32 protein-coding genes are annotated in these 15,897 nt (G+C 61.1%); 19 read left to right on the forward strand and 13 right to left on the reverse strand.

Going from position 1 to position 15,897, the window contains the following annotated elements:
* Nucleotides 1–145: 145 nt before the first annotated feature.
* From AC5QAH_RS09920 to AC5QAH_RS09975, 12 genes are all read right to left on the reverse strand, one after another.
* Nucleotides 146–703, reverse strand: coding sequence for a phiTE_072 family protein (locus tag AC5QAH_RS09920; RefSeq protein WP_495232284.1), 558 nt, complete (start codon nt 701–703; stop codon nt 146–148).
* Nucleotides 696–1,142 (reverse strand): hypothetical protein, encoded by a 447-nt coding sequence (locus AC5QAH_RS09925; RefSeq protein WP_495232285.1) that lies wholly within the window; start codon nt 1,140–1,142, stop codon nt 696–698. The genes AC5QAH_RS09920 and AC5QAH_RS09925 overlap by 8 nt, the downstream gene beginning before the upstream one ends.
* Entirely contained in the window at nt 1,142–1,747 is a 606-nt protein-coding gene (locus AC5QAH_RS09930) for a hypothetical protein (RefSeq protein WP_495232286.1), read from the reverse strand. Before AC5QAH_RS09930 ends, AC5QAH_RS09925 begins: the two co-directional genes overlap by 1 nt.
* A complete protein-coding gene (locus AC5QAH_RS09935) occupies nt 1,744–2,070 on the reverse strand; it encodes a hypothetical protein (RefSeq protein WP_495232287.1) in 327 nt (108 codons plus the stop codon). Before AC5QAH_RS09935 ends, AC5QAH_RS09930 begins: the two co-directional genes overlap by 4 nt.
* Entirely contained in the window at nt 2,067–2,372 is a 306-nt protein-coding gene (locus AC5QAH_RS09940) for a hypothetical protein (protein ID WP_495232288.1), read from the reverse strand. Before AC5QAH_RS09940 ends, AC5QAH_RS09935 begins: the two co-directional genes overlap by 4 nt.
* Nucleotides 2,372–2,806, reverse strand: coding sequence for a single-stranded DNA-binding protein (locus tag AC5QAH_RS09945; protein WP_495232289.1), 435 nt, complete (start codon nt 2,804–2,806; stop codon nt 2,372–2,374). Before AC5QAH_RS09945 ends, AC5QAH_RS09940 begins: the two co-directional genes overlap by 1 nt.
* Nucleotides 2,806–3,501 (reverse strand): ERF family protein, encoded by a 696-nt coding sequence (locus AC5QAH_RS09950; RefSeq protein WP_495232290.1) that lies wholly within the window; start codon nt 3,499–3,501, stop codon nt 2,806–2,808. Before AC5QAH_RS09950 ends, AC5QAH_RS09945 begins: the two co-directional genes overlap by 1 nt.
* A 334-nt stretch (nt 3,502–3,835) precedes the next feature.
* Nucleotides 3,836–4,057, reverse strand: a complete 222-nt coding sequence (locus AC5QAH_RS09955) for a hypothetical protein (RefSeq protein ID WP_495232291.1) — start codon at nt 4,055–4,057, stop codon at nt 3,836–3,838.
* A 602-nt stretch (nt 4,058–4,659) separates the two neighbouring features.
* Entirely contained in the window at nt 4,660–4,863 is a 204-nt protein-coding gene (locus tag AC5QAH_RS09960) for a hypothetical protein (RefSeq protein WP_495232292.1), read from the reverse strand.
* A complete protein-coding gene (locus AC5QAH_RS09965; protein ID WP_495232293.1) occupies nt 4,863–5,171 on the reverse strand; it encodes a hypothetical protein in 309 nt (102 codons plus the stop codon). Before AC5QAH_RS09965 ends, AC5QAH_RS09960 begins: the two co-directional genes overlap by 1 nt.
* Before the next feature lie 196 nt (nt 5,172–5,367).
* Complete coding sequence (locus AC5QAH_RS09970; RefSeq protein ID WP_495232294.1) at nt 5,368–5,577, reverse strand: hypothetical protein; 210 nt, start codon at nt 5,575–5,577, stop codon at nt 5,368–5,370.
* 611 nt (nt 5,578–6,188) lie between these two features.
* Nucleotides 6,189–6,884, reverse strand: coding sequence for a S24 family peptidase (locus tag AC5QAH_RS09975; RefSeq protein WP_495232295.1), 696 nt, complete (start codon nt 6,882–6,884; stop codon nt 6,189–6,191).
* An 85-nt stretch (nt 6,885–6,969) separates the two neighbouring features.
* On the opposite strand from AC5QAH_RS09975, the gene AC5QAH_RS09980 reads away from it, so the two are divergent.
* Nucleotides 6,970–7,179, forward strand: coding sequence for a transcriptional regulator (locus tag AC5QAH_RS09980; RefSeq protein ID WP_053505086.1), 210 nt, complete (start codon nt 6,970–6,972; stop codon nt 7,177–7,179).
* A 158-nt stretch (nt 7,180–7,337) separates the two neighbouring features.
* On the opposite strand, the gene AC5QAH_RS09985 is transcribed toward AC5QAH_RS09980, so the two are convergent.
* A complete protein-coding gene (locus AC5QAH_RS09985; RefSeq protein ID WP_478416239.1) occupies nt 7,338–7,574 on the reverse strand; it encodes a hypothetical protein in 237 nt (78 codons plus the stop codon).
* Nucleotides 7,575–7,669: 95 nt separating this feature from the next.
* Between AC5QAH_RS09985 and AC5QAH_RS09990 the strand changes: the two genes are divergently transcribed.
* The 18 genes from AC5QAH_RS09990 to AC5QAH_RS10075 all read left to right on the forward strand — a co-directional run bounded on the left by AC5QAH_RS09990 (nt 7,670) and on the right by AC5QAH_RS10075 (nt 15,895).
* On the forward strand, nt 7,670–7,855 hold the full coding sequence (locus AC5QAH_RS09990; RefSeq protein WP_019658943.1) for a hypothetical protein: 186 nt from the start codon (nt 7,670–7,672) through the stop codon (nt 7,853–7,855).
* Nucleotides 7,856–8,197: 342 nt separating this feature from the next.
* A complete protein-coding gene (locus AC5QAH_RS09995) occupies nt 8,198–8,509 on the forward strand; it encodes a winged helix-turn-helix domain-containing protein (protein ID WP_329759293.1) in 312 nt (103 codons plus the stop codon).
* A gap of 3 nt (nt 8,510–8,512) precedes the next feature.
* A complete protein-coding gene (locus tag AC5QAH_RS10000; protein ID WP_495232296.1) occupies nt 8,513–9,421 on the forward strand; it encodes a YdaU family protein in 909 nt (302 codons plus the stop codon).
* 222 nt (nt 9,422–9,643) lie between these two features.
* Nucleotides 9,644–9,775, forward strand: coding sequence for a hypothetical protein (locus tag AC5QAH_RS10005; RefSeq protein WP_258012092.1), 132 nt, complete (start codon nt 9,644–9,646; stop codon nt 9,773–9,775).
* The gene (locus tag AC5QAH_RS10010) at nt 9,772–10,074 is read left to right on the forward strand and encodes a hypothetical protein (RefSeq protein ID WP_495232297.1); all 303 of its coding nucleotides are present in this window, start codon (nt 9,772–9,774) and stop codon (nt 10,072–10,074) included. Before AC5QAH_RS10005 ends, AC5QAH_RS10010 begins: the two co-directional genes overlap by 4 nt.
* Nucleotides 10,075–10,234: 160 nt before the next feature.
* Nucleotides 10,235–10,684, forward strand: a complete 450-nt coding sequence (locus AC5QAH_RS10015; protein ID WP_495232298.1) for a hypothetical protein — start codon at nt 10,235–10,237, stop codon at nt 10,682–10,684.
* Nucleotides 10,684–11,142 carry an HNH endonuclease gene (locus AC5QAH_RS10020; protein ID WP_495232299.1) on the forward strand — a complete coding sequence of 153 codons (459 nt, stop codon included), beginning with the start codon at nt 10,684–10,686 and terminating at the stop codon, nt 11,140–11,142. The genes AC5QAH_RS10015 and AC5QAH_RS10020 overlap by 1 nt, the downstream gene beginning before the upstream one ends.
* Entirely contained in the window at nt 11,139–11,438 is a 300-nt protein-coding gene (locus AC5QAH_RS10025; RefSeq protein ID WP_495232300.1) for a hypothetical protein, read from the forward strand. Before AC5QAH_RS10020 ends, AC5QAH_RS10025 begins: the two co-directional genes overlap by 4 nt.
* The gene (locus AC5QAH_RS10030) at nt 11,438–11,635 is read left to right on the forward strand and encodes a hypothetical protein (RefSeq protein ID WP_495232301.1); all 198 of its coding nucleotides are present in this window, start codon (nt 11,438–11,440) and stop codon (nt 11,633–11,635) included. The genes AC5QAH_RS10025 and AC5QAH_RS10030 overlap by 1 nt, the downstream gene beginning before the upstream one ends.
* Nucleotides 11,636–11,821: 186 nt before the next feature.
* Nucleotides 11,822–12,193, forward strand: coding sequence for a Ref family recombination enhancement nuclease (locus AC5QAH_RS10035; protein WP_495232302.1), 372 nt, complete (start codon nt 11,822–11,824; stop codon nt 12,191–12,193).
* Complete coding sequence (locus AC5QAH_RS10040; protein ID WP_495232303.1) at nt 12,190–12,534, forward strand: RusA family crossover junction endodeoxyribonuclease; 345 nt, start codon at nt 12,190–12,192, stop codon at nt 12,532–12,534. Before AC5QAH_RS10035 ends, AC5QAH_RS10040 begins: the two co-directional genes overlap by 4 nt.
* A 193-nt stretch (nt 12,535–12,727) precedes the next feature.
* Nucleotides 12,728–13,426 carry a hypothetical protein gene (locus AC5QAH_RS10045; RefSeq protein ID WP_495232304.1) on the forward strand — a complete coding sequence of 233 codons (699 nt, stop codon included), beginning with the start codon at nt 12,728–12,730 and terminating at the stop codon, nt 13,424–13,426.
* A 95-nt stretch (nt 13,427–13,521) separates the two neighbouring features.
* Nucleotides 13,522–13,959 (forward strand): lysozyme, encoded by a 438-nt coding sequence (locus AC5QAH_RS10050; protein WP_495232305.1) that lies wholly within the window; start codon nt 13,522–13,524, stop codon nt 13,957–13,959.
* A gap of 8 nt (nt 13,960–13,967) precedes the next feature.
* Nucleotides 13,968–14,216 (forward strand): hypothetical protein, encoded by a 249-nt coding sequence (locus tag AC5QAH_RS10055; protein WP_049450389.1) that lies wholly within the window; start codon nt 13,968–13,970, stop codon nt 14,214–14,216.
* Complete coding sequence (locus AC5QAH_RS10060; RefSeq protein WP_313470841.1) at nt 14,213–14,536, forward strand: hypothetical protein; 324 nt, start codon at nt 14,213–14,215, stop codon at nt 14,534–14,536. The genes AC5QAH_RS10055 and AC5QAH_RS10060 overlap by 4 nt, the downstream gene beginning before the upstream one ends.
* Nucleotides 14,533–14,811: a hypothetical protein gene (locus AC5QAH_RS10065; protein WP_495232306.1), complete on the forward strand. Its 279-nt coding sequence runs from the start codon at nt 14,533–14,535 to the stop codon at nt 14,809–14,811. The genes AC5QAH_RS10060 and AC5QAH_RS10065 overlap by 4 nt, the downstream gene beginning before the upstream one ends.
* Before the next feature lies 1 nt (nt 14,812).
* Complete coding sequence (locus AC5QAH_RS10070) at nt 14,813–15,052, forward strand: hypothetical protein (RefSeq protein ID WP_495232307.1); 240 nt, start codon at nt 14,813–14,815, stop codon at nt 15,050–15,052.
* Nucleotides 15,053–15,505: 453 nt separating this feature from the next.
* Entirely contained in the window at nt 15,506–15,895 is a 390-nt protein-coding gene (locus AC5QAH_RS10075; RefSeq protein ID WP_495232308.1) for a hypothetical protein, read from the forward strand.
* Nucleotides 15,896–15,897: the final 2 nt, after the last annotated feature.

Genomic DNA, 15,897 nt, shown 5'->3' on the forward strand with positions numbered 1-15,897 from the left:
GAGTGGCGTTTTCGCCCCGGAAGCAGCAGCCCAGTGCACGACTACATGCCTCGCACGCCCCAGGCCCTGCACAGTCCCCGTGGTGTGGCCTATACACAGGAATCACATTCATCATTCTTCCTCCATTGCAGCCGTGAGCAGCTGGTCAGCCATGGGCAGCCACCTCTGCGCGCTGTGTCAGCTCGGCCAGGAAGCCCGGCCACAGAAGCTCCCAGAAGCCCTCGGCCTGCGGGTTGGGCACCTTGTAGTCGCTGCCGCCACCCTCGGAGAACGCCTGATAGAACGGCGCATGGCCGTAGACCAGCGACTGGAAGCCGTGTTCGTTGTCGAAGTCTGCGCAGTCGATGGCTTGCAGGAGATCTCTGGCCTCGTCGTGGCTCAGCTCGCGGTCTTTCCGTTCCCGTAGAACCCACTTGATCAGGTTGGCTTTCGCCACTTGGCCGTCGTAGACCTCTGTCTGCATTCCCCACAACCGGCCGAGGATGTACCCCTTCCCACAGCGACGCAGGAACCTTGCCGCTGGCGCGCCCATGGAACCGAAGAAGGTTCCGACCACACCGAAGGGCGTATTGCAGGTCAGCTGAGCCCAATAGTGGGTGTTGCCGTTGCCCTGCTGCTCGCAGCCTTCCACAACAAAGAAGGTCCCATGCTCGCGCGCCTGCTCGTTCTTCACCACGATGTGGGTGATCGTCTGCTCAGCCATTGCCCACCGCCTGGCTGTCGATCAGGGCCAGCAGTTCTCGCAGCTTGGTCCCGATCTCTACGTGGGTAGCGAAGTCGGCTGAGCGAGCAGCGTATGCCACAACATCCCGGAACTGTCCCAGGTCCACGGCCTGCGCGGGCGGAGCGGTAACAGGTTTCATGACTTGATTGCAGCTGTGAGTGTGCATGTCAGGAGCATGGAGAAACTTGGTCAGGCCGCAGCACGGGTTGGACACACCCCACATCCCGCGAGTAAGAGTGAACGTCCAGCCACTTGGCCCCGCCTGCTGCTGGATGGCTCGCAACTCCTCCAACTCCGATTCCATATCTTCAATCAGACTCTCGGCTTCGCGCAGAATGGCGTTCGCCTCATGGTCGGGGTAGCGCTTTGAAAAGTTGCCGCACTTGAACGAGAGGACGTCTTTTCGAATAACGGCCATCACTTCACCTCCGACTGGCTAACTGCGCACAGTGGCGGCAGGCTAGACGCCCAATTCGCCAGGTAGTCGAAGCACCGCCGGAACTCTACGTAATCGGTGCAGTTCGCGAGCGGACCGGCTGGGCATTCGAACTGGTAGTCATTCTCCAACCTATCGGCGAAAGCGGCCCCATTGATGATTGCACCCTGCGGGACTTCTACGGCCACCGGCTCCCCCACCGGCTGGCGGGCGGTGAGGGCTGGCGGCTTCTCAATTAAGACATGTCGAACGGCACCAAGCAGGCTGTACTTGAAACTGCCTTCCATGGCTTCTCGCAGCCTTACGGTGAAATCGTATGGAGATTCCACGAACGGCCACACATCCTGACCACCCGGGGAGGGATGGGCGGAGAGGGCGGCTCTCCGTCCTTCCGCGACGCCTTCGAGATACGCCGCCCGCTCGCCGTCCGTACGCATGCGCAGTTCATCGCAGCCCTGCGCGAAGGCCTGATCCCCCAGCCTCACCCTCCCACCGGGCTGCACGTCTGCCAGGGTTGGGTGGGAAGGACACGGATGGCGGAGCGAGCCGTCACCACTAGGACAGCTGCACGCATCGTTGTTATTCATGGCACTTCTCCTCGGATAGTGGCGGTTGCATCCCGGGCGGCAAAGTAGGCATTCGCGAGCTGGCTGCTCGGCATTTCGTCGTAGATTCGCTCGTCGCTTTGCTCGGCAGTGATCCCCTGCATTTCATTGACTGCCTGCACGAACATCTGGTTTGCGCGGTGTGATTCCTCCACCGCCGCTATTGCGGAAACTTCTCGTTCGCGCTCACCTTGGTGGTGGTCAGCTAGTACCGGAAGGCTATTCCTGAAGTGAGATGAGTTGACGTGCATCTGGCGAATCGTTGCGAGCACATCAACAGCCATGGTCTTGTTGTCGGTGGTCATGCGGATGCTCCTATGGCGTTGAACGCAGCCTCAAAATGCTCAGCGGTTATCTCTGCCTCGCCAAGGCGCGTATGCACTGAATAGACGGCGCCAGTTCTCGGAGAGGTTGTTCCAGCCGCTGTGCGGACCAGCGCGAACTCTGCGAACGGTGCGAGTGCATCCCGCAGCCCCTCCACCTCAGCGCGCAGGCGGGCTACCTCTGCCTTGTGGTCGGAGACCTTTATGTAGGCGGCGTCAAATCTGGCAACCGGCACCATTCCACCATGCGAGGATGTAGGCACGTAATACGTGATCCGGCTCATCACCAGCCCCCCTGCATGGACACGAAAGGAATATCGTCATCTGCGAACTCGTTCTGCGGCGCATTGTCCGTAGCCCTCTGCGGCCGCTCGCGCTGCTCCTGACCGCCTCGGCGGGAGCTGTTGCCGCCTGACTGGCCTTCCTGCTTGCCGCCGAGGAGAGTCACGTCCTTCACGTCCAGCGTCACGTAGGTCTTGCCGTCGTGCTCGCGCGTACCAATCTCGCCAACCACGCCCAGGCGATCACCCTTGCGGATGTGGTCGGCCAGCTTCTGACCGCGATCACCCCACAGGGTGCAGTCCAGCCAGACGGTCTGCTTGTTGTCGCCGAAGCCGCGATCCACGGCCAGCGCCCAGCCGGTGACGGCCTTTCCTGCCTGAGTGAAGCGGGTGACGGCGTCACGGCCAATGCGGCCTACAGCGGAGAAGTTGTTCATCAGGCGGCTTCCTGTTCGGTAGTGGGGCGGTACTTGGTGAATTCGGCGGACTTCATGATTTCGCGCTGTTTGGTGGTGAACGGGCCGCCCTTGGACGGCGCAACCCACAGGCCGCGCATGGTGTCCTGGTCCAGCTCAAACCAAGCCTCAGCAGCTTTCACGTAGTCGCCCGAGTCGAGCCCGTCGCGAATTGCTTGAACGCTTTCTGCGTTAGCCTCGATGAGGTCGCGGCACTTCATTGCGCGACGCTCCTCCTCGCTGATGACGTCATGGGTCATCAGATCAGCATCGCCACCGGTTACGCCCTCCAAAGGGACGCAGAAGGTTTGAAACATGGCGTACTTGAATGCGACCGCCATGGCCTTGTTGGTGGCCTTGTCCGCGCTGTCCATGGCCTCGCCATAGAAGGGGCCAACCGTCACCGTGTCCCCAGCGTCATCACTGAAGGTAAACTCGCCCTTGAGCGATACAGAGAACAGGACGCCGCCATTCCGGCTTGCGCGTTCCACAACTTCGCGCTCACTGAAGGCCGGGCGCATATACAGTCCTTCCTCGGCGAGAATCGGAGAGAACGCATTCATTACCTCGTCCACGCCACGGAAGTTGTATCCCTGCTGGCTGTTCTTGCGAGTCTTGCCGATACCTTCTTGGGCAATGCGCTGGGCGACCTTGACCAGCTTCTGATTGACGCTCATCCGTATTTCTCCTGGTATGCCTGTTCGATCTCTTCGTCGCTTGTGGGCGCTGGGTCGTAGTCGGCCATGCCTGCCTCGATGTAGTTGCCAGCGTTGGACCCGGCTGGCGCGGGTCCCTGTCGTGGGGAGCGACAGGGCAGGGGATTGGGTGGAGGGGCCGGTGGTGTGTTTCCGGCTTGGGGCTACGGCTTGTCCGGATTGCCCTCTTTCTGTTCCGGTTAAGAACGGGCTCCAATCGGTGCGAAACCAATCTACCCGTGGGCTTTTTGAGCTTGCCGTCTCTCTCGCTGTACTCGTTACTGCGGATCACCACTCCGCATTCCCTCCGTGGAACTCAGCCCCGCTCGGTGGTGAGCGGCGGCTGCTTGAATCGGTCGTTGCGCTTCTTGCGGATCACGGTCAGTTCGTCGGCGCCGAACAGGACAGCCAACAAAGCCAGCCCACCGAAGATGAAAGTCAGGTCGTAGCGCTCAATCTGCTTGCAGATCCACGCCAGCCCGATGCATACCAGCAGACTCGCAACGCACGAAGCCAGTACCAGGTAGTGGGCCTTCATTCCTCACCCCCCTGTGCGCAAGGGCCATGGTTCGTCTCGTCGGCGTCAACCTCGTCGCCCAGCGGATCGGGCTTCGGGATGGCGGGGAAGAGGCGGTCGAGCTCAGAAAGTGGCGTCACAACACAACTCCATTAACGATGAGTGCCAGCTTCGTCAGCACGTAGGCCGCGATCAGCGCCATTGCTGCCAGCGGGGCGTAGGGGGAGCGGAGGAAGCGGGTCATGGGCGGGGTTCCATCTTCTTTTCGAGCGCTCTTTCTGCTTCGGAAATGCACTTGATAGCCATATCGTTCGGCCCAGCGAACATGCTTAGGCGATATCCCGAAATTCGCTTCAGCGCTGATTCCATACGATGCAGTTCAGATCTGGCGGTATCCCTTTCTTTCCGTGCCGCGTCACGCTCAGAACAAAGCCGCCTAAGCTCACGGCTATCCCGATGGCAAAGGTCGTCAAGCGCTCTAATGGAATCGACAACGGCCAGTAAAAAGGGGTTGTTCGCGTCAAGGTGGCTTGGATCCAAAACTCCATCCGCAAAGATCTCTCTCCCCCTCTCCTTCCATCGCCTTGCAACCAACTGCCTAGCCCGCTTCTCGGCCAGATCCATCACGCAGCCCCCTTGGGCCCGTGGCCCAGGTTGTTTTGACGGGTCGACTCCCACAGCGCGTTCTGCGCCTGCTTCGTGCAGCCAGCGGCCATGAAGTCGCGTTCGACCTTCCGGCGATCCAGCCCGTTGCGAGCGCAGTGGGCGCGGATGCTCTGCAACATGTGCAGCTGGAAGTCGGTCTGTACCGGGAACTGGATGACCATTAGCTGTTCCTCACGTCAGAGAAGAGACGGGCCTGCTCATCGACCTTCTTGTCGAGACTCAGGGCCAGCTTGAACAGAGCCATCGCGTTCACCGCTTCCGGTGCGCTCAGGCCGGGAATTCGTGACAGCTTCGACAGGACCGGAAGCGCATCGACCAGGGCCTGCACCATCTCGCCGACCCGTTCCTCTTCGATGCACTCGTTGGCAACGTCGGTGATTGCGTCCCAGCGCTCGGAGTCATCCGGCAGGCGGGCGTCGTAGGTCCGCTGGGCGTTGCGGGCGATGTCGGTTTGGGTGTGGAGGGTCATGCGGCACCGCCTTTGCTGGCGGCGAGATCATCGGCAATGGCTTTCGCGATAGCCTTCGAGCGCGCACGCTCTCCGGCTTTCTCGGCGGCGGCCTTCGAGGCATAGCCTGTTCCGCTCCGGGGGCCAGCCACGAAAGCCCACTGCCCGCGCCCTGCGGCATGAACACGAACCGGCCACTGAACATCGACAGGGGCGCTCATACCTCACCCGCCTTACCAGCAGCGATCAGCTGCTCGCCGATGGTCACGGCTTCGGTGGGGAGGAGCACCCAGCTGTTGTCGATAGAGCCGGAATCGGTCGAGGTACGCAGCGTGACGCAACCATCGGCGCGGACGATCCGCACCTTAACGTGCGTGCTGTGCTGGTGATCAAGCTCGATCAGCAAAACTTCAAAGGTCTTGTCCACTGCCTTCGTCTCCTAGCCCCTGGCCCGGTAGTGGGTGTGGTGGGGCGTTGGAGATAAGGTAAGCATGGCTTACGGTAGAGTCAAGCAAAACTTACGCTGAGGCGTAAGCAAATTATGAACGGATTAAATTCCGTTCATAATTATCTTGGTTGACCGGTAGCGCTTATGAGATGGCGCGGATCATGGCGATGCCGCGTCCTTCTCCTTCCTCATAATGCATGTCAGCGCTTTGTACTGAGCCTGGGGTGTCTGTTGCTCGCGCATTGCATATCGCTTGACTGCATCAACGTTGGAGGCCTGAGCGCATCTGATCCGAGTGCATTCCCTGGCTCTAGCGCTAGGCCCTGCAAGTACCCGCGTGCCGCCTGATGTTGGATCAAGGCATTCTGGGAGGATGCTAGAAGGAGTGATCCCCACACGTTCTGCGCTATACACGTAGTAGATGGTCGCGCATTCAGCGCCTGACAGTGGCTGACTCAGATAGTGAGTCACGCCGTCAGAGCTGCGGCAACGGAAAAGTACAGCCGGAGATCCTTGAGGTGTGAGCGTTGGTACAACCGACGTCCCCAATGCAAGCATTGCAGCCAAAAGCATAGATCCTCCCTGATGCCTCAGTTAAACCTGTCGATCCTGTTCCTCAGATATACCTTCCCACCGATCAGCGTCCCATCTGGGATAGGGAACGGTGCGCCGTAGCTTGGGTTCTCGCTCGCAACGTGGATCACGCCCCTATCGAGTAGCCGCTTAATCTGGTGGCCGTTGCCCATGTTGATCAGGTAGACGCCATCTCCATCAAAGGACGTAACCCCCGTGTCTACGACCACCGTGTCTCCAGGCTGGATCAGAGGCATCATCGAGTCGCCACGTCCAGCGATAAGGCACAGTCGGCCCGGAGGCGGCATATACCCAACGATGCTACGGATGTAGCTCGATTCGAAGTCGATTGCCCGAATGACCTCAGGGGCGTCCAGGTTTTCAATCTCGCTTCCCATGCCAGCCTCCGCATCTAGTTGACGGACGCGAACATATCCCGGCTCACTCTCAATCTCTGAGACTTCTGAGACTGAATGTGAAGAAGGCATCACAAGGTCGGAGTCGTCGTCATAGAGCCACGCCAATGGCGCCCCTGTAACCCGTGAAAAGTCCTTTAGGTTGTCTCTGGACGGGGTAGTTCTCTTCTCTGCCTGCAGGGCTTCCCATTGGGCTACAGCGGCACGGCTGATACCCAGCTTCGTACCGACTTGCTCTTGAGTCATCCCCGCCGTGGTGCGGGCCAGCTTGATGCGTTGCCAGAGGGAGCTTTTCATCCCGGCATTGTGTAAGAACGCCTTACGCGTTTCTACGTAAGCACTACTTGACACACAAGGTAAGACGGGCTTACTGTGCTTACCCATGAAGAACATCTCCCTCAAAGCGCTTGGTGGTCCCGCCCATATCGGACGGGTGTGCGGTGTGTCCTCTCAGGCCGTGAGCCAATGGAAGAGGGTGCCTGCGGAATACGTGCTGACGATCGAAGAGGCCACTGGCGTCTCCCGCCACGACCTTCGCCCCGACGTGTTCGGCCCGGCCCCCAAGAAGAAGGGGGCCCGACGTGCTGCCTGATATCGAACCGCCGCCTTCCTGGACTCCGCTCACCAGCTGGAGCCATCCCCGCGTCTGGCTTCGCGAATCCGTAAAGGCCTTCTCGGCGTGGCTGAACAAGCCAACCAAGGCCGAGAGGGCGGATACGGAAGCGTGGCGTGCAGCGGCCTGTGCTTGGTCTATGCGCGCCTGCGGGGGATCTGCATCGGGTTCAACCCAGCAAGAGCGTCCTGCAGGGCCTGACTCATCGGCTCCGGCTCCCCCGCAGCGCGATTGTTGATTAGTTGCACGGCCCTGACCAGCGGGACATCTAGCGCGGCATTCATAGGCGGAAGCATCTCCACCAGAGCACGAATCACCGCCGACTGAACCGCGTTCTCGGCTTCCAGCTTCACCAAACGTTCTTCGAGTTCCATCCCTGTCTCCGTCGTAGTTGAGGTTGTGTCGCAACTCCAATGCTACGGCGGGGGCAGGGGCTAAGTAAGTACCCATCACTGACAAGGCTCCATCTATGTACGCAGACCCCACACACCTCCGCGACAACCCGATCAAGGTCCGTTTCAACGACTCGGAAAAGGCAGTGATCGAGGCTCTCGCCAACTTCAACGGTCGTCAGCCCGCAGTGTTCGTGCGGGAGCTGGTCCTGGCTGGGATTGCTTCTTTGGAACAGCGTAGCTCCGACCGCGATGCCGCCTGAAGGTCCATACAAGTCCCCGGGGAGGGCCTATGGAAATACAGCTGTCGCGCGATGAGCGCCGAAGGCTTGAGGAATACGCGGAGGCCCAAGGGCTTCCACTGCATGAAGCACTGATCCACGCCGCCTGCGCTGAGCTTGATAGGCGCTACCGGCTCCCAGCCCAACAGGGCTCCGTTGTTCCTTTTCAGGCCCTGAAACGTGACGACCCAGACACCTAAGAAGAAGCCGATTCACCCCTGGCGCAACTTCTCACCCGGCTGGTTGCAGCGGGAATCAGACAGACAACGCGCCGAACGAGTCATCCCGCTACATGCCCGCCCGATCAAGGGCTGAGGAATCCACATGAACCATCCAGCTCGCTACACCGATCCCAGCAGCAGCCACGAAGCCGCAGCGCACATGGTGTCGTCTGGCGCTCAGGCTCAGCAGCACTCGCAGGCCGCTTCGGCGGTCAGCAAGTACCCGGGCCTCACCAGCCTGGAACTGGCCCGTGCTACCGGGCTGGATCGCTTCATGTTGGCCCGTCGCCTGCCTGAGCTGGAAAAGCAGGGCCTCATTCGGCGCGGGATGGTCCGCAAGTGTTCGGCCAGCAACGGCCGCAGCGGCTGCACGTGGTTCCCGATCAGCAGTGACGAAGGTCCGAAGGCCGCCTGAGCCATGAACTATTTTGAGCATCACATCGGCGACTACGCAGCAGCGACGGCCCACCTGTCGCTGATCGAGGACGCCATCTACAGCCGCCTACTGCGCCGGTACTACCTGCAGGAAGAGGCGCTCCCCGCCGATGTGAAGCAGGTTGCCCGTCTGGCTGGCGCTCGCTCTCAGGAGGAGATGGAAGCGGTCCAGGCTGTGCTGGACGAGTTCTTCACTCTGCAGGACACCGGCTGGCACAACAAGCGCGCCGACGAAGAGATTGCGCGCTATCAAGCCAAGATCGAAGCCGCTCGTGAGAACGGTCGTCGCGGCGGGCGCCCCCCAAAGAACCAACAGGTTCAAGAGAAAGAACCTAACGAAACCCAACCCTTTTCTCTGGGTTCCATTTCAGAAACCCAACCTAAAGCTCTCCATACACCAGACACCAGTCTCCAAGAAGAACAGCAAAAGCAACAGCATGTGCAGCCGCTGGCCGCACGCTGCCGCTTCGCCGACTTCTGGGCTGCTTACCCGAACAAGAAGGGTAAGCAGGAGGCCGAGAAAACCTGGAAGCGCCGAAAGCTGGACGGGCGCTGCGACGAGCTGATCGGCCACGTGCGGCTGATGGAAGCCCATGACGACGGCTGGCGTCGCGGTTACGTGCCGATGGGGTCGACGTACCTCAACCAAGCCCGGTGGGAGGACGTGCCGCAGGAGTCGGCAAGGGCAGGGCCTCAAACGGGCCAACCGGTGACACAGCTAGGCAAAACCGCGCAAGCACTCATGGCTTTGGAGGCATTCGGAAATGGTGGACTGGATCAGTCGGGAAGTTGCGGAGGGCCTCAAGAAACTCATGTGCTTGGGCCTGGAGCGGACTCCGGCAGCGGAGGTTATCCAGCTGACCGCCGCCGTCTGGCTGGAGGCCATCACTGAGGGCCGCGAGTTCGATCAGGAGCTGGACGCGCCTCGCTTCCGTAGGGCCTTCGCAATTCTGTGCCGCGACTCCCGCCAGTGGCCGCTGCCGTCCTCGCTGCTGGAGGCTATGCCGCCGCGCGAGCAGCTGGCCCTGACCAAGCAACCGATCCCGGCTGACCCCGACTCCCCCGAGATGAAGAAGCGTTTTGAGGAAATCGCCAAGGTTCTGAGGATGCCGACATGAGCAAAGCATCAACCGTCCGCCTTCTGCACGCCGAGCGCTGCAGCGTGGCCGAGATCGCCGCAGTCGTGGGATGGAAGCTGTGCGACGTGCGCTGGTTCATCCGTACCTGGATTGGGGGTGAGAAGTGAGCAAGTTCTTCGTGGGGCAGAGGGTCAAGCTGGTTCGGGCAATCGATCTCGTGAGCCGCTCTAGAAACTATGGTCTAGAGGGCAGGGTGGTGGATTTCGAAGAGCTTCCCAAGGGGACGCTGATGCGTGATGGGCGGCCGCTAAGGCTGGACTGTGACATCACTGTTCTTTGGGATGGGGAGGCGCACCCGCGCTCGCAGCATACGCTGCAGCTTGAACCCGTCCTACCCGAAGGCTCAGCCCCTAGCGAGTTCACCTTCCAGCAGCTGATGGACAACATGCAGGAGGTGATGGCGTGAAGAATCACAAGCCTCATCTTTGCTATCGCGGCTCGTTCTGGTGGTGCATGAATGGCTATGACCGGGGTGCAGGACTATCGCCGAAGGCCGCCTACGATTCGATGCGCGCAAAAATCAATAGCCGCATGAATGCCTTTTGCTTGTACTTGAGGCCGCAGCCATGAAGCTCACCATCAACTCCGAGATTGCCCTGCAGTCTGTCGTAGGCCAGCTCCGCGAGCAGTTCAAGGACCGCAAGTACCTGACGGTGAGCATCACGCACGGGAAGGCGCGGACGCTGGATCAGAACGCCATTAGCCATGCGTGGTACGAGCAGGTTGCCCGCGAGACCCGCGAGGACACGGCATTGGGCATCAAGGCCTTCTGCAAGCTGACCATGGGCGTGCCGATCCTTCGCGCCGAGGACGACGAATTCCGCGCCAAGTACGACAAGGCCGTCAAGCCGATGGCCTACGAAGACAAGTTGATCCTGATGGAGTGGTTCCCGGTCACGTCGCTGATGACCACTCCGCAGCTTTCGCAGTACCTGGAATCAGTCCAGCGCCATTACCAGCGGCTTGGCGTGTGGTTGGAGTTCCCCGAGCCGCAGAACAAGCAGAGGGCAGCGTAATGCACGACCACTTCAGAATCGACGCTGTACGCGGCCTCGTCTATGGGAAGCGTGGCCGTCCTGCGTCTCAGCGCAACCCACAGGGCTATATCCAGCTATGTATCAACAATCGTTACTACGGAGTTGCTCATCGCGTCATATGGGAGTCAGTGAACGGTCCGATACCGGAAGGGATGCACATAGATCACATAAACGGCATCAAGGACGACAACCGCATTGAGAACCTTCGCCTCTGTACCGTTTCTCAGAATCAAATGAACCGGCGTGTATTGCAGGGGGCGGTCAGAAGCAAGGGGGTCACCCGCCACAAGGGTGGCAAGTTCCAAGCCCAGATCAAGGCCGATGGCCGAAGAATGTACCTCGGGCTTTTTGATAGCGAATCAATGGCGGCTGCGGCGTACCAAGCTGCGGCGAATCGATATTTCGGCGAGTACGCAGCGACGGAGTTCACCGCATGAACCTCGAACAGATCGACACCAGCACTACGGCGGGGAAGGCCGAGGTCATGCGGCTTGCGGCTGAGGGGAGGAGGGTGGCTCAGAGTGAGAAGGATGAGGACTTCTCGGTCTGGGGAGAATCAGTCAATCCAATGTGGGACTGGAGCTTCTACGACTACGCCATCATCTCCGAGCCGGTTGAGCCGGAGGAGGTGTGGATCCTGCAGCGGCATGGGGCCCCGATCTGCGTGTATTCGGAGGAGAAGGACGGAACTATCCGCTACCTACGCGCCGACCTCGCTGGGGAGAAGGGCTGATGAACCTCTCCAGCTACAAGGACCGCAGCCGCCTGTCGGAGGCGAGCAATCTAGGCTACAGCGCCAGGCTCGACCGCAAGCCGATTACCTCGTGCCCGTTCGATGAAGGGACGGACGAAGCTAAGGCGTTCCAGCACTACTGGGGCCGGGCGGATCAGGACGAGCATCGGCGGCAGGGGAAGGCGTCCAATGTTTGAGGGCATCTCGGAGACATATCGGCTTCTTGCTGAACTGAAGATTCGTCAGAAAGAGCGTGACGATGCCGAGATAGATCGGCTAATCGGAACGGGGATGACTCCATATGAGGCCGAGATGCTAATCCTGCGTCGAAAAGAGGTTGCAGCTCTGGAGCGAGCATCATTGGGTAAGCAGGGGCAATGGTAATGAAGCACTCCACCGGAACCCCGACCGCAGCTGAGGCCGCCCGCATCGTGGCCTGCAAGGAAGGCCTGTGCGTGGCCTGTGTCATCCGCAGCGAGCAGGAAGACGCGCCGCAGTTCTTCATGGCCCACCCTGGCTGCGACTACCACCACCTGCTGAGTGGCGGCCGCCGCATCGGCCATATGGCGGGCGTGGGTCTCTGTGCTTGGCACCATAGGAAGTTGGTCAACTGGGGCTGCACCCATCAGGAAATGAGGGCCCATTACGGCCCCAGCCTCATGGACGGCAGCAAGACGTTCCACGCGGCATTCGGCAGCGACGCCGAGTTGCTGGAGCGCCAGAACAAGATGCTGGGCATCGGGGAGGCAGCTTGAGTCTCGTAATTCTCCCGTGGCCCCCATCAGTGAACCGCTACTGGCGCACCTTCCGGGGCCGGATGCTGATCTCGGCAGATGGTCGCACCTACCGGCAGGCGGCAGTGGGCGCAGCCCTGGCGGGGGATCGGTTTGGGTCCGCAAAGGTCAGGGTCAGCATCGACGCATGGTTGCCAGATAACCGGCGCCGCGATGTCGACAACTTGCTGAAGGCCCCGTTAGACGCCCTGTGTCACGCCGGCATCTACGACGACGACAGCCAGATCGTGGAGCTATCCATCAGGCGGGCAGGGCTGGATAAGGCCAATCCGCGCCTAGAAATCACGCTGGAGGCAGCATGAGCCGCGCCCAGCAGATCCGGCAGTGGCTGGCAGAGAACCCCGGGTGGCACTTCCCAGCCGATGTGGCCGAAGTAGTCCCAGCCACAACCCAGAGAGTCGCAGCGTGCCTCAGTGAGATGGCAAGCCATCGTCAGATCGAAAGGGCAGGCAGGCGCGGAATGTTCAAGTACCGATCCAAACAGGAGACCATCCAATGACTGACGTTCGCGAACTGCCCGCACGGCTCAACCAGCAGACCGTCAGGCTGGACACTGGCCGGGGCGGGATTCCAGAGCTGACCAATCAGGACATCGCCGCTGCGCTGGCCTTCGTTCCGGCTGGGCTTGGCAGAGAGGTGTTCATTGCCTGCCATTGGCCTGATGGAGCGGCTCTGAGTCGGCGTCGGCTGGATGCCCTATTCAACCATCTGGCAGTGACCGAGTGGCGCAAGCGGATCAACCGCGCCATCGATGCCAAGGTTACTTACGGGCTGGCCGTGGCCCTACGCCAGTGGCAGCGGGCCGAGACTGCAGAGCAGCGGTCGGAGGTATACCGCGCCCAGGCGGCGCTGGACAAAGCCAAGGAGGAGCAGTGGCCTGAGAGCCTGCCGGAGATGCTGCCGGGCCTGCTGCGGGTCATCGTGGAGGAGATCGCCTGCCCGAGGAACTGCGGGGCATGCCAGGGACGCGGCACCGTGCTGGCCGGGGAGCTGGTAAAGGCCTGCACTGACTGCGACGGGACCGGCCACACCAAGAATAGCGACGGCTGGCGGGCAAAGAAGCTGGGCAAGGATCCATCCAACTTCCGGCGCGACTGGAAGGCCTGCTATCAGTGGCTATTTGAACGGGTGCGTGACGCTGAGGCTGAGGCCGCGCACCAAATGGCTGACGCTGTGAAGCGGGAAGCGGCATAAGGTCGTGACCTGACCTTGTTTTAGGTGTCATCCTACGCGCGACCAAAGTAGCCCCTGCAGAAATGTGGGGGCTTTCTTTTTGCCTGGAGGAACCCGTGTCTGCCCTTGCCTACGCCATCTCACTGATAAAGCGGTGGGAAGGGTGCAGGCTGGAGGCATACCCGGACCCCGGCACTGGCGGAGATCCATGGACGGTTGGTTACGGGGCCACAGGCCCCGGCATCGCCAAGGGTGTGAAGTGGACTCAGGCGCAGGTAGATGAGCGCTTGGCGCAGGACGTGACCCGGTTCCTCAAGGGTGTGCAGTCGGCGGTGAAGAAGCCAGCCACTGACGCCCAGATCGGGGCTATGACCAGTCTCGCCTATAACATCGGCGCCAAGGCGTTCGCCAATTCGACCCTGCTGCGGAAGTTCAACGCCGGAGACGTGGCTGGCGCTGCTGCTGAGTTCACGCGCTGGAACCGGGCTGGTGGTCGGGTCATGAAGGGCCTGACCAACCGGCGCCTAGACGAGCAGAGGGTGTTCCGCGAATGAGCGAAACCATGGACATCCTGGTCCGCATCCTCGCCATTGTCGTCCCCTGCCTGATGCTGGGCGTAGGGGCGCTGACAGGCTGGATCTGGATGCTCTGGCAGGACCACAACAAGCACAAGCTGTATGTGGCCGAGAACATGCTGAAGCAGGGTGCACTGCAGGAAGTGAAGGAAGAGATTCACAGCCTGCGGGACGTGATCTATCGAATCGCCACCAAGATGGATGTCCCTGTTTTCTCGGAGCCCTACAAGCGATGAGTGGCGAAGACTTAGCGCGCGAGCTGCGCACCGGCCTTGAGCGACTGGATACGGCATTGACCCGGATCCATGGCGCATCGGCCAACGGGAACGTTGTTCGCCTTGAGGGCGCCGGTTCCGTGTGGAACGGGATCGCCATTGGGATTGCCCTGGCTGGTGTGACGCTTGGCGCGGTTTGGATCGCCCACACCGCCAGCAGCGCCGATGTGGCTACCCGGCAGGCCGAGGCCTACCACAAGGCCGTCTATATGCTGGCCCCTCGCTTTGCCGAGGAGGTCGACAAGGAACTCCAGCGCCAGAAGGAGCGCGAAAAGAAATGAGCAGCCCAACCCCAATCATCACCAAGCCGCCGAAGGCTGCTAAGGCGAGCCTCCTGCCGCAGGGCATAGTGCCTTTGAAGGAGACGCTCAAGCACTGGACTACTTGGCTGTGGGGCATCTTGCTCGCCAGCCCGGACGGTCTGTATGCCGGTGCTGCTGCGCTCGGGATGCTGGCAGACGAGGCGATGCCGAGCGCCATCACCACCTTTATCCGCGTGTTCGCTGGTGTCGGCCTGATCGCAAAGGTCATCAGCCAGCGGAAGCCGCAGGCCTGAGATGAGCGCGACTCTGCACGCCCTGCCGGTCCCTGATCTGCACAACATCCCAGAGATGCTGCGCAGGGTGGCTGATGGTATCGAGGCTGGGGAGTGGGTGCATAACGGCGAGGCAGTCTTGCTGCTTCCAAATCCGGATGGCGGCATGGAGGTGTTCGGCTGGGGAACCGCCGATGCCACTTCTACCTATTACATGCTTGGTCGCGCCCAACGAAAGATGGAACGAGTGGACCTGCTGTGAGCATCCTGTCCCGTGTCCTGCTGGGGGCCGTATTGCTCCTGGCGGGCGTCGCTGTGTGGCAGCGCGGGACAGTGGCTCAGGCAGAGCGTGCCAGAGAAGACGCACAGACGGCCAAGGCAGTCGCAGAGCAGGAGCGCGACAACGCCATCGCCGTGATCTCGGTAGAGCGACATCGGGTCAAGCGGGCCGAGGCAGTCGCAACCCAGTACGAGCAGGAGAAGGCAGATGCTGAATCGAAAGGCGCGGCTGTCGCTGATGGCCTACGTGCTGGCAACCTCCGCCTGCAGCAGCGCTGGGCAGGCTGTGAGGCCCGAGTGTCCGATCTTAGCGCCAGCTCCGGCCCCGTTGATGACAGAGCCGACGACCGAGCAGACAGTGCGGGCCGAATTGTTCGTGCCGCTGCCGCCTGTGACGCCCAGGTCCGTGGGCTCCAAGCCTTGGTGAGGGCTGACCGTGAGTGACATCGGTCGAGTGACCCGCTGCGTGGTATCGGCCCACAACAGGGACCGCGTTCACTACGGGCAGGTCTACAGCCCTGAGCGTCGACAGCTGGTCACCGACTTCAACGGTGCGCTTCCGCCAGGGGTGACGATCTCCAAGGCAACGTGGAACACCCTCGACAACTGGACCGGCGTCATGTCTGACCCGGTTGTAGATGGTCGCAAGGTCTCAATCAACGTGCAGGCCCAGATCGACGGCGCCTGCTGCATCCGCCTGGACGCGGAACTGAGCAACGGGGAGCGCTACTGCCAATGGCACGTCCTGCGCATCCTGCCAGCCCGATATGTCCGCAATGACAACTGGATCACCGGCCCTCAGCAGCTGGTGGCATTCCCGAGTTAAGC

The sequence above is a fragment of the Stenotrophomonas sp. YJH_SMC_43 genome (assembly GCF_059372535.1).

What these genes read in the sequence shown, in the direction of transcription:
- AC5QAH_RS10020 (WP_495232299.1), top strand. Translation starts at nt 10,684, where the DNA reads ATGCACGACCACTTCAGAATCGACGCTGTACGCGGCCTCGTCTATGGG.
- AC5QAH_RS10070 (WP_495232307.1), top strand. Translation starts at nt 14,813, where the DNA reads ATGAGCGCGACTCTGCACGCCCTGCCGGTCCCTGATCTGCACAACATC.
- AC5QAH_RS09950 (WP_495232290.1), bottom strand. Translation starts at nt 3,501, where the DNA reads ATGAGCGTCAATCAGAAGCTGGTCAAGGTCGCCCAGCGCATTGCCCAA.
- AC5QAH_RS10015 (WP_495232298.1), top strand. Translation starts at nt 10,235, where the DNA reads ATGAAGCTCACCATCAACTCCGAGATTGCCCTGCAGTCTGTCGTAGGC.
- AC5QAH_RS09945 (WP_495232289.1), bottom strand. Translation starts at nt 2,806, where the DNA reads ATGAACAACTTCTCCGCTGTAGGCCGCATTGGCCGTGACGCCGTCACC.
- AC5QAH_RS09940 (WP_495232288.1), bottom strand. Translation starts at nt 2,372, where the DNA reads ATGAGCCGGATCACGTATTACGTGCCTACATCCTCGCATGGTGGAATG.
- AC5QAH_RS09955 (WP_495232291.1), bottom strand. Translation starts at nt 4,057, where the DNA reads ATGAAGGCCCACTACCTGGTACTGGCTTCGTGCGTTGCGAGTCTGCTG.
- AC5QAH_RS10065 (WP_495232306.1), top strand. Translation starts at nt 14,533, where the DNA reads ATGAGCAGCCCAACCCCAATCATCACCAAGCCGCCGAAGGCTGCTAAG.
- AC5QAH_RS10025 (WP_495232300.1), top strand. Translation starts at nt 11,139, where the DNA reads ATGAACCTCGAACAGATCGACACCAGCACTACGGCGGGGAAGGCCGAG.
- AC5QAH_RS10030 (WP_495232301.1), top strand. Translation starts at nt 11,438, where the DNA reads ATGAACCTCTCCAGCTACAAGGACCGCAGCCGCCTGTCGGAGGCGAGC.
- AC5QAH_RS09930 (WP_495232286.1), bottom strand. Translation starts at nt 1,747, where the DNA reads ATGAATAACAACGATGCGTGCAGCTGTCCTAGTGGTGACGGCTCGCTC.
- AC5QAH_RS09985 (WP_478416239.1), bottom strand. Translation starts at nt 7,574, where the DNA reads ATGGAACTCGAAGAACGTTTGGTGAAGCTGGAAGCCGAGAACGCGGTT.
- AC5QAH_RS10045 (WP_495232304.1), top strand. Translation starts at nt 12,728, where the DNA reads ATGACTGACGTTCGCGAACTGCCCGCACGGCTCAACCAGCAGACCGTC.
- AC5QAH_RS09975 (WP_495232295.1), bottom strand. Translation starts at nt 6,884, where the DNA reads ATGAAAAGCTCCCTCTGGCAACGCATCAAGCTGGCCCGCACCACGGCG.
- AC5QAH_RS09960 (WP_495232292.1), bottom strand. Translation starts at nt 4,863, where the DNA reads ATGGTCATCCAGTTCCCGGTACAGACCGACTTCCAGCTGCACATGTTG.
- AC5QAH_RS09995 (WP_329759293.1), top strand. Translation starts at nt 8,198, where the DNA reads ATGAACCATCCAGCTCGCTACACCGATCCCAGCAGCAGCCACGAAGCC.
- AC5QAH_RS10055 (WP_049450389.1), top strand. Translation starts at nt 13,968, where the DNA reads ATGGACATCCTGGTCCGCATCCTCGCCATTGTCGTCCCCTGCCTGATG.
- AC5QAH_RS09935 (WP_495232287.1), bottom strand. Translation starts at nt 2,070, where the DNA reads ATGACCACCGACAACAAGACCATGGCTGTTGATGTGCTCGCAACGATT.
- AC5QAH_RS09980 (WP_053505086.1), top strand. Translation starts at nt 6,970, where the DNA reads ATGAAGAACATCTCCCTCAAAGCGCTTGGTGGTCCCGCCCATATCGGA.
- AC5QAH_RS09965 (WP_495232293.1), bottom strand. Translation starts at nt 5,171, where the DNA reads ATGACCCTCCACACCCAAACCGACATCGCCCGCAACGCCCAGCGGACC.
- AC5QAH_RS10035 (WP_495232302.1), top strand. Translation starts at nt 11,822, where the DNA reads ATGAAGCACTCCACCGGAACCCCGACCGCAGCTGAGGCCGCCCGCATC.
- AC5QAH_RS10000 (WP_495232296.1), top strand. Translation starts at nt 8,513, where the DNA reads ATGAACTATTTTGAGCATCACATCGGCGACTACGCAGCAGCGACGGCC.
- AC5QAH_RS09990 (WP_019658943.1), top strand. Translation starts at nt 7,670, where the DNA reads ATGTACGCAGACCCCACACACCTCCGCGACAACCCGATCAAGGTCCGT.
- AC5QAH_RS09920 (WP_495232284.1), bottom strand. Translation starts at nt 703, where the DNA reads ATGGCTGAGCAGACGATCACCCACATCGTGGTGAAGAACGAGCAGGCG.
- AC5QAH_RS10060 (WP_313470841.1), top strand. Translation starts at nt 14,213, where the DNA reads ATGAGTGGCGAAGACTTAGCGCGCGAGCTGCGCACCGGCCTTGAGCGA.
- AC5QAH_RS09925 (WP_495232285.1), bottom strand. Translation starts at nt 1,142, where the DNA reads ATGGCCGTTATTCGAAAAGACGTCCTCTCGTTCAAGTGCGGCAACTTT.
- AC5QAH_RS10005 (WP_258012092.1), top strand. Translation starts at nt 9,644, where the DNA reads ATGAGCAAAGCATCAACCGTCCGCCTTCTGCACGCCGAGCGCTGCAGC.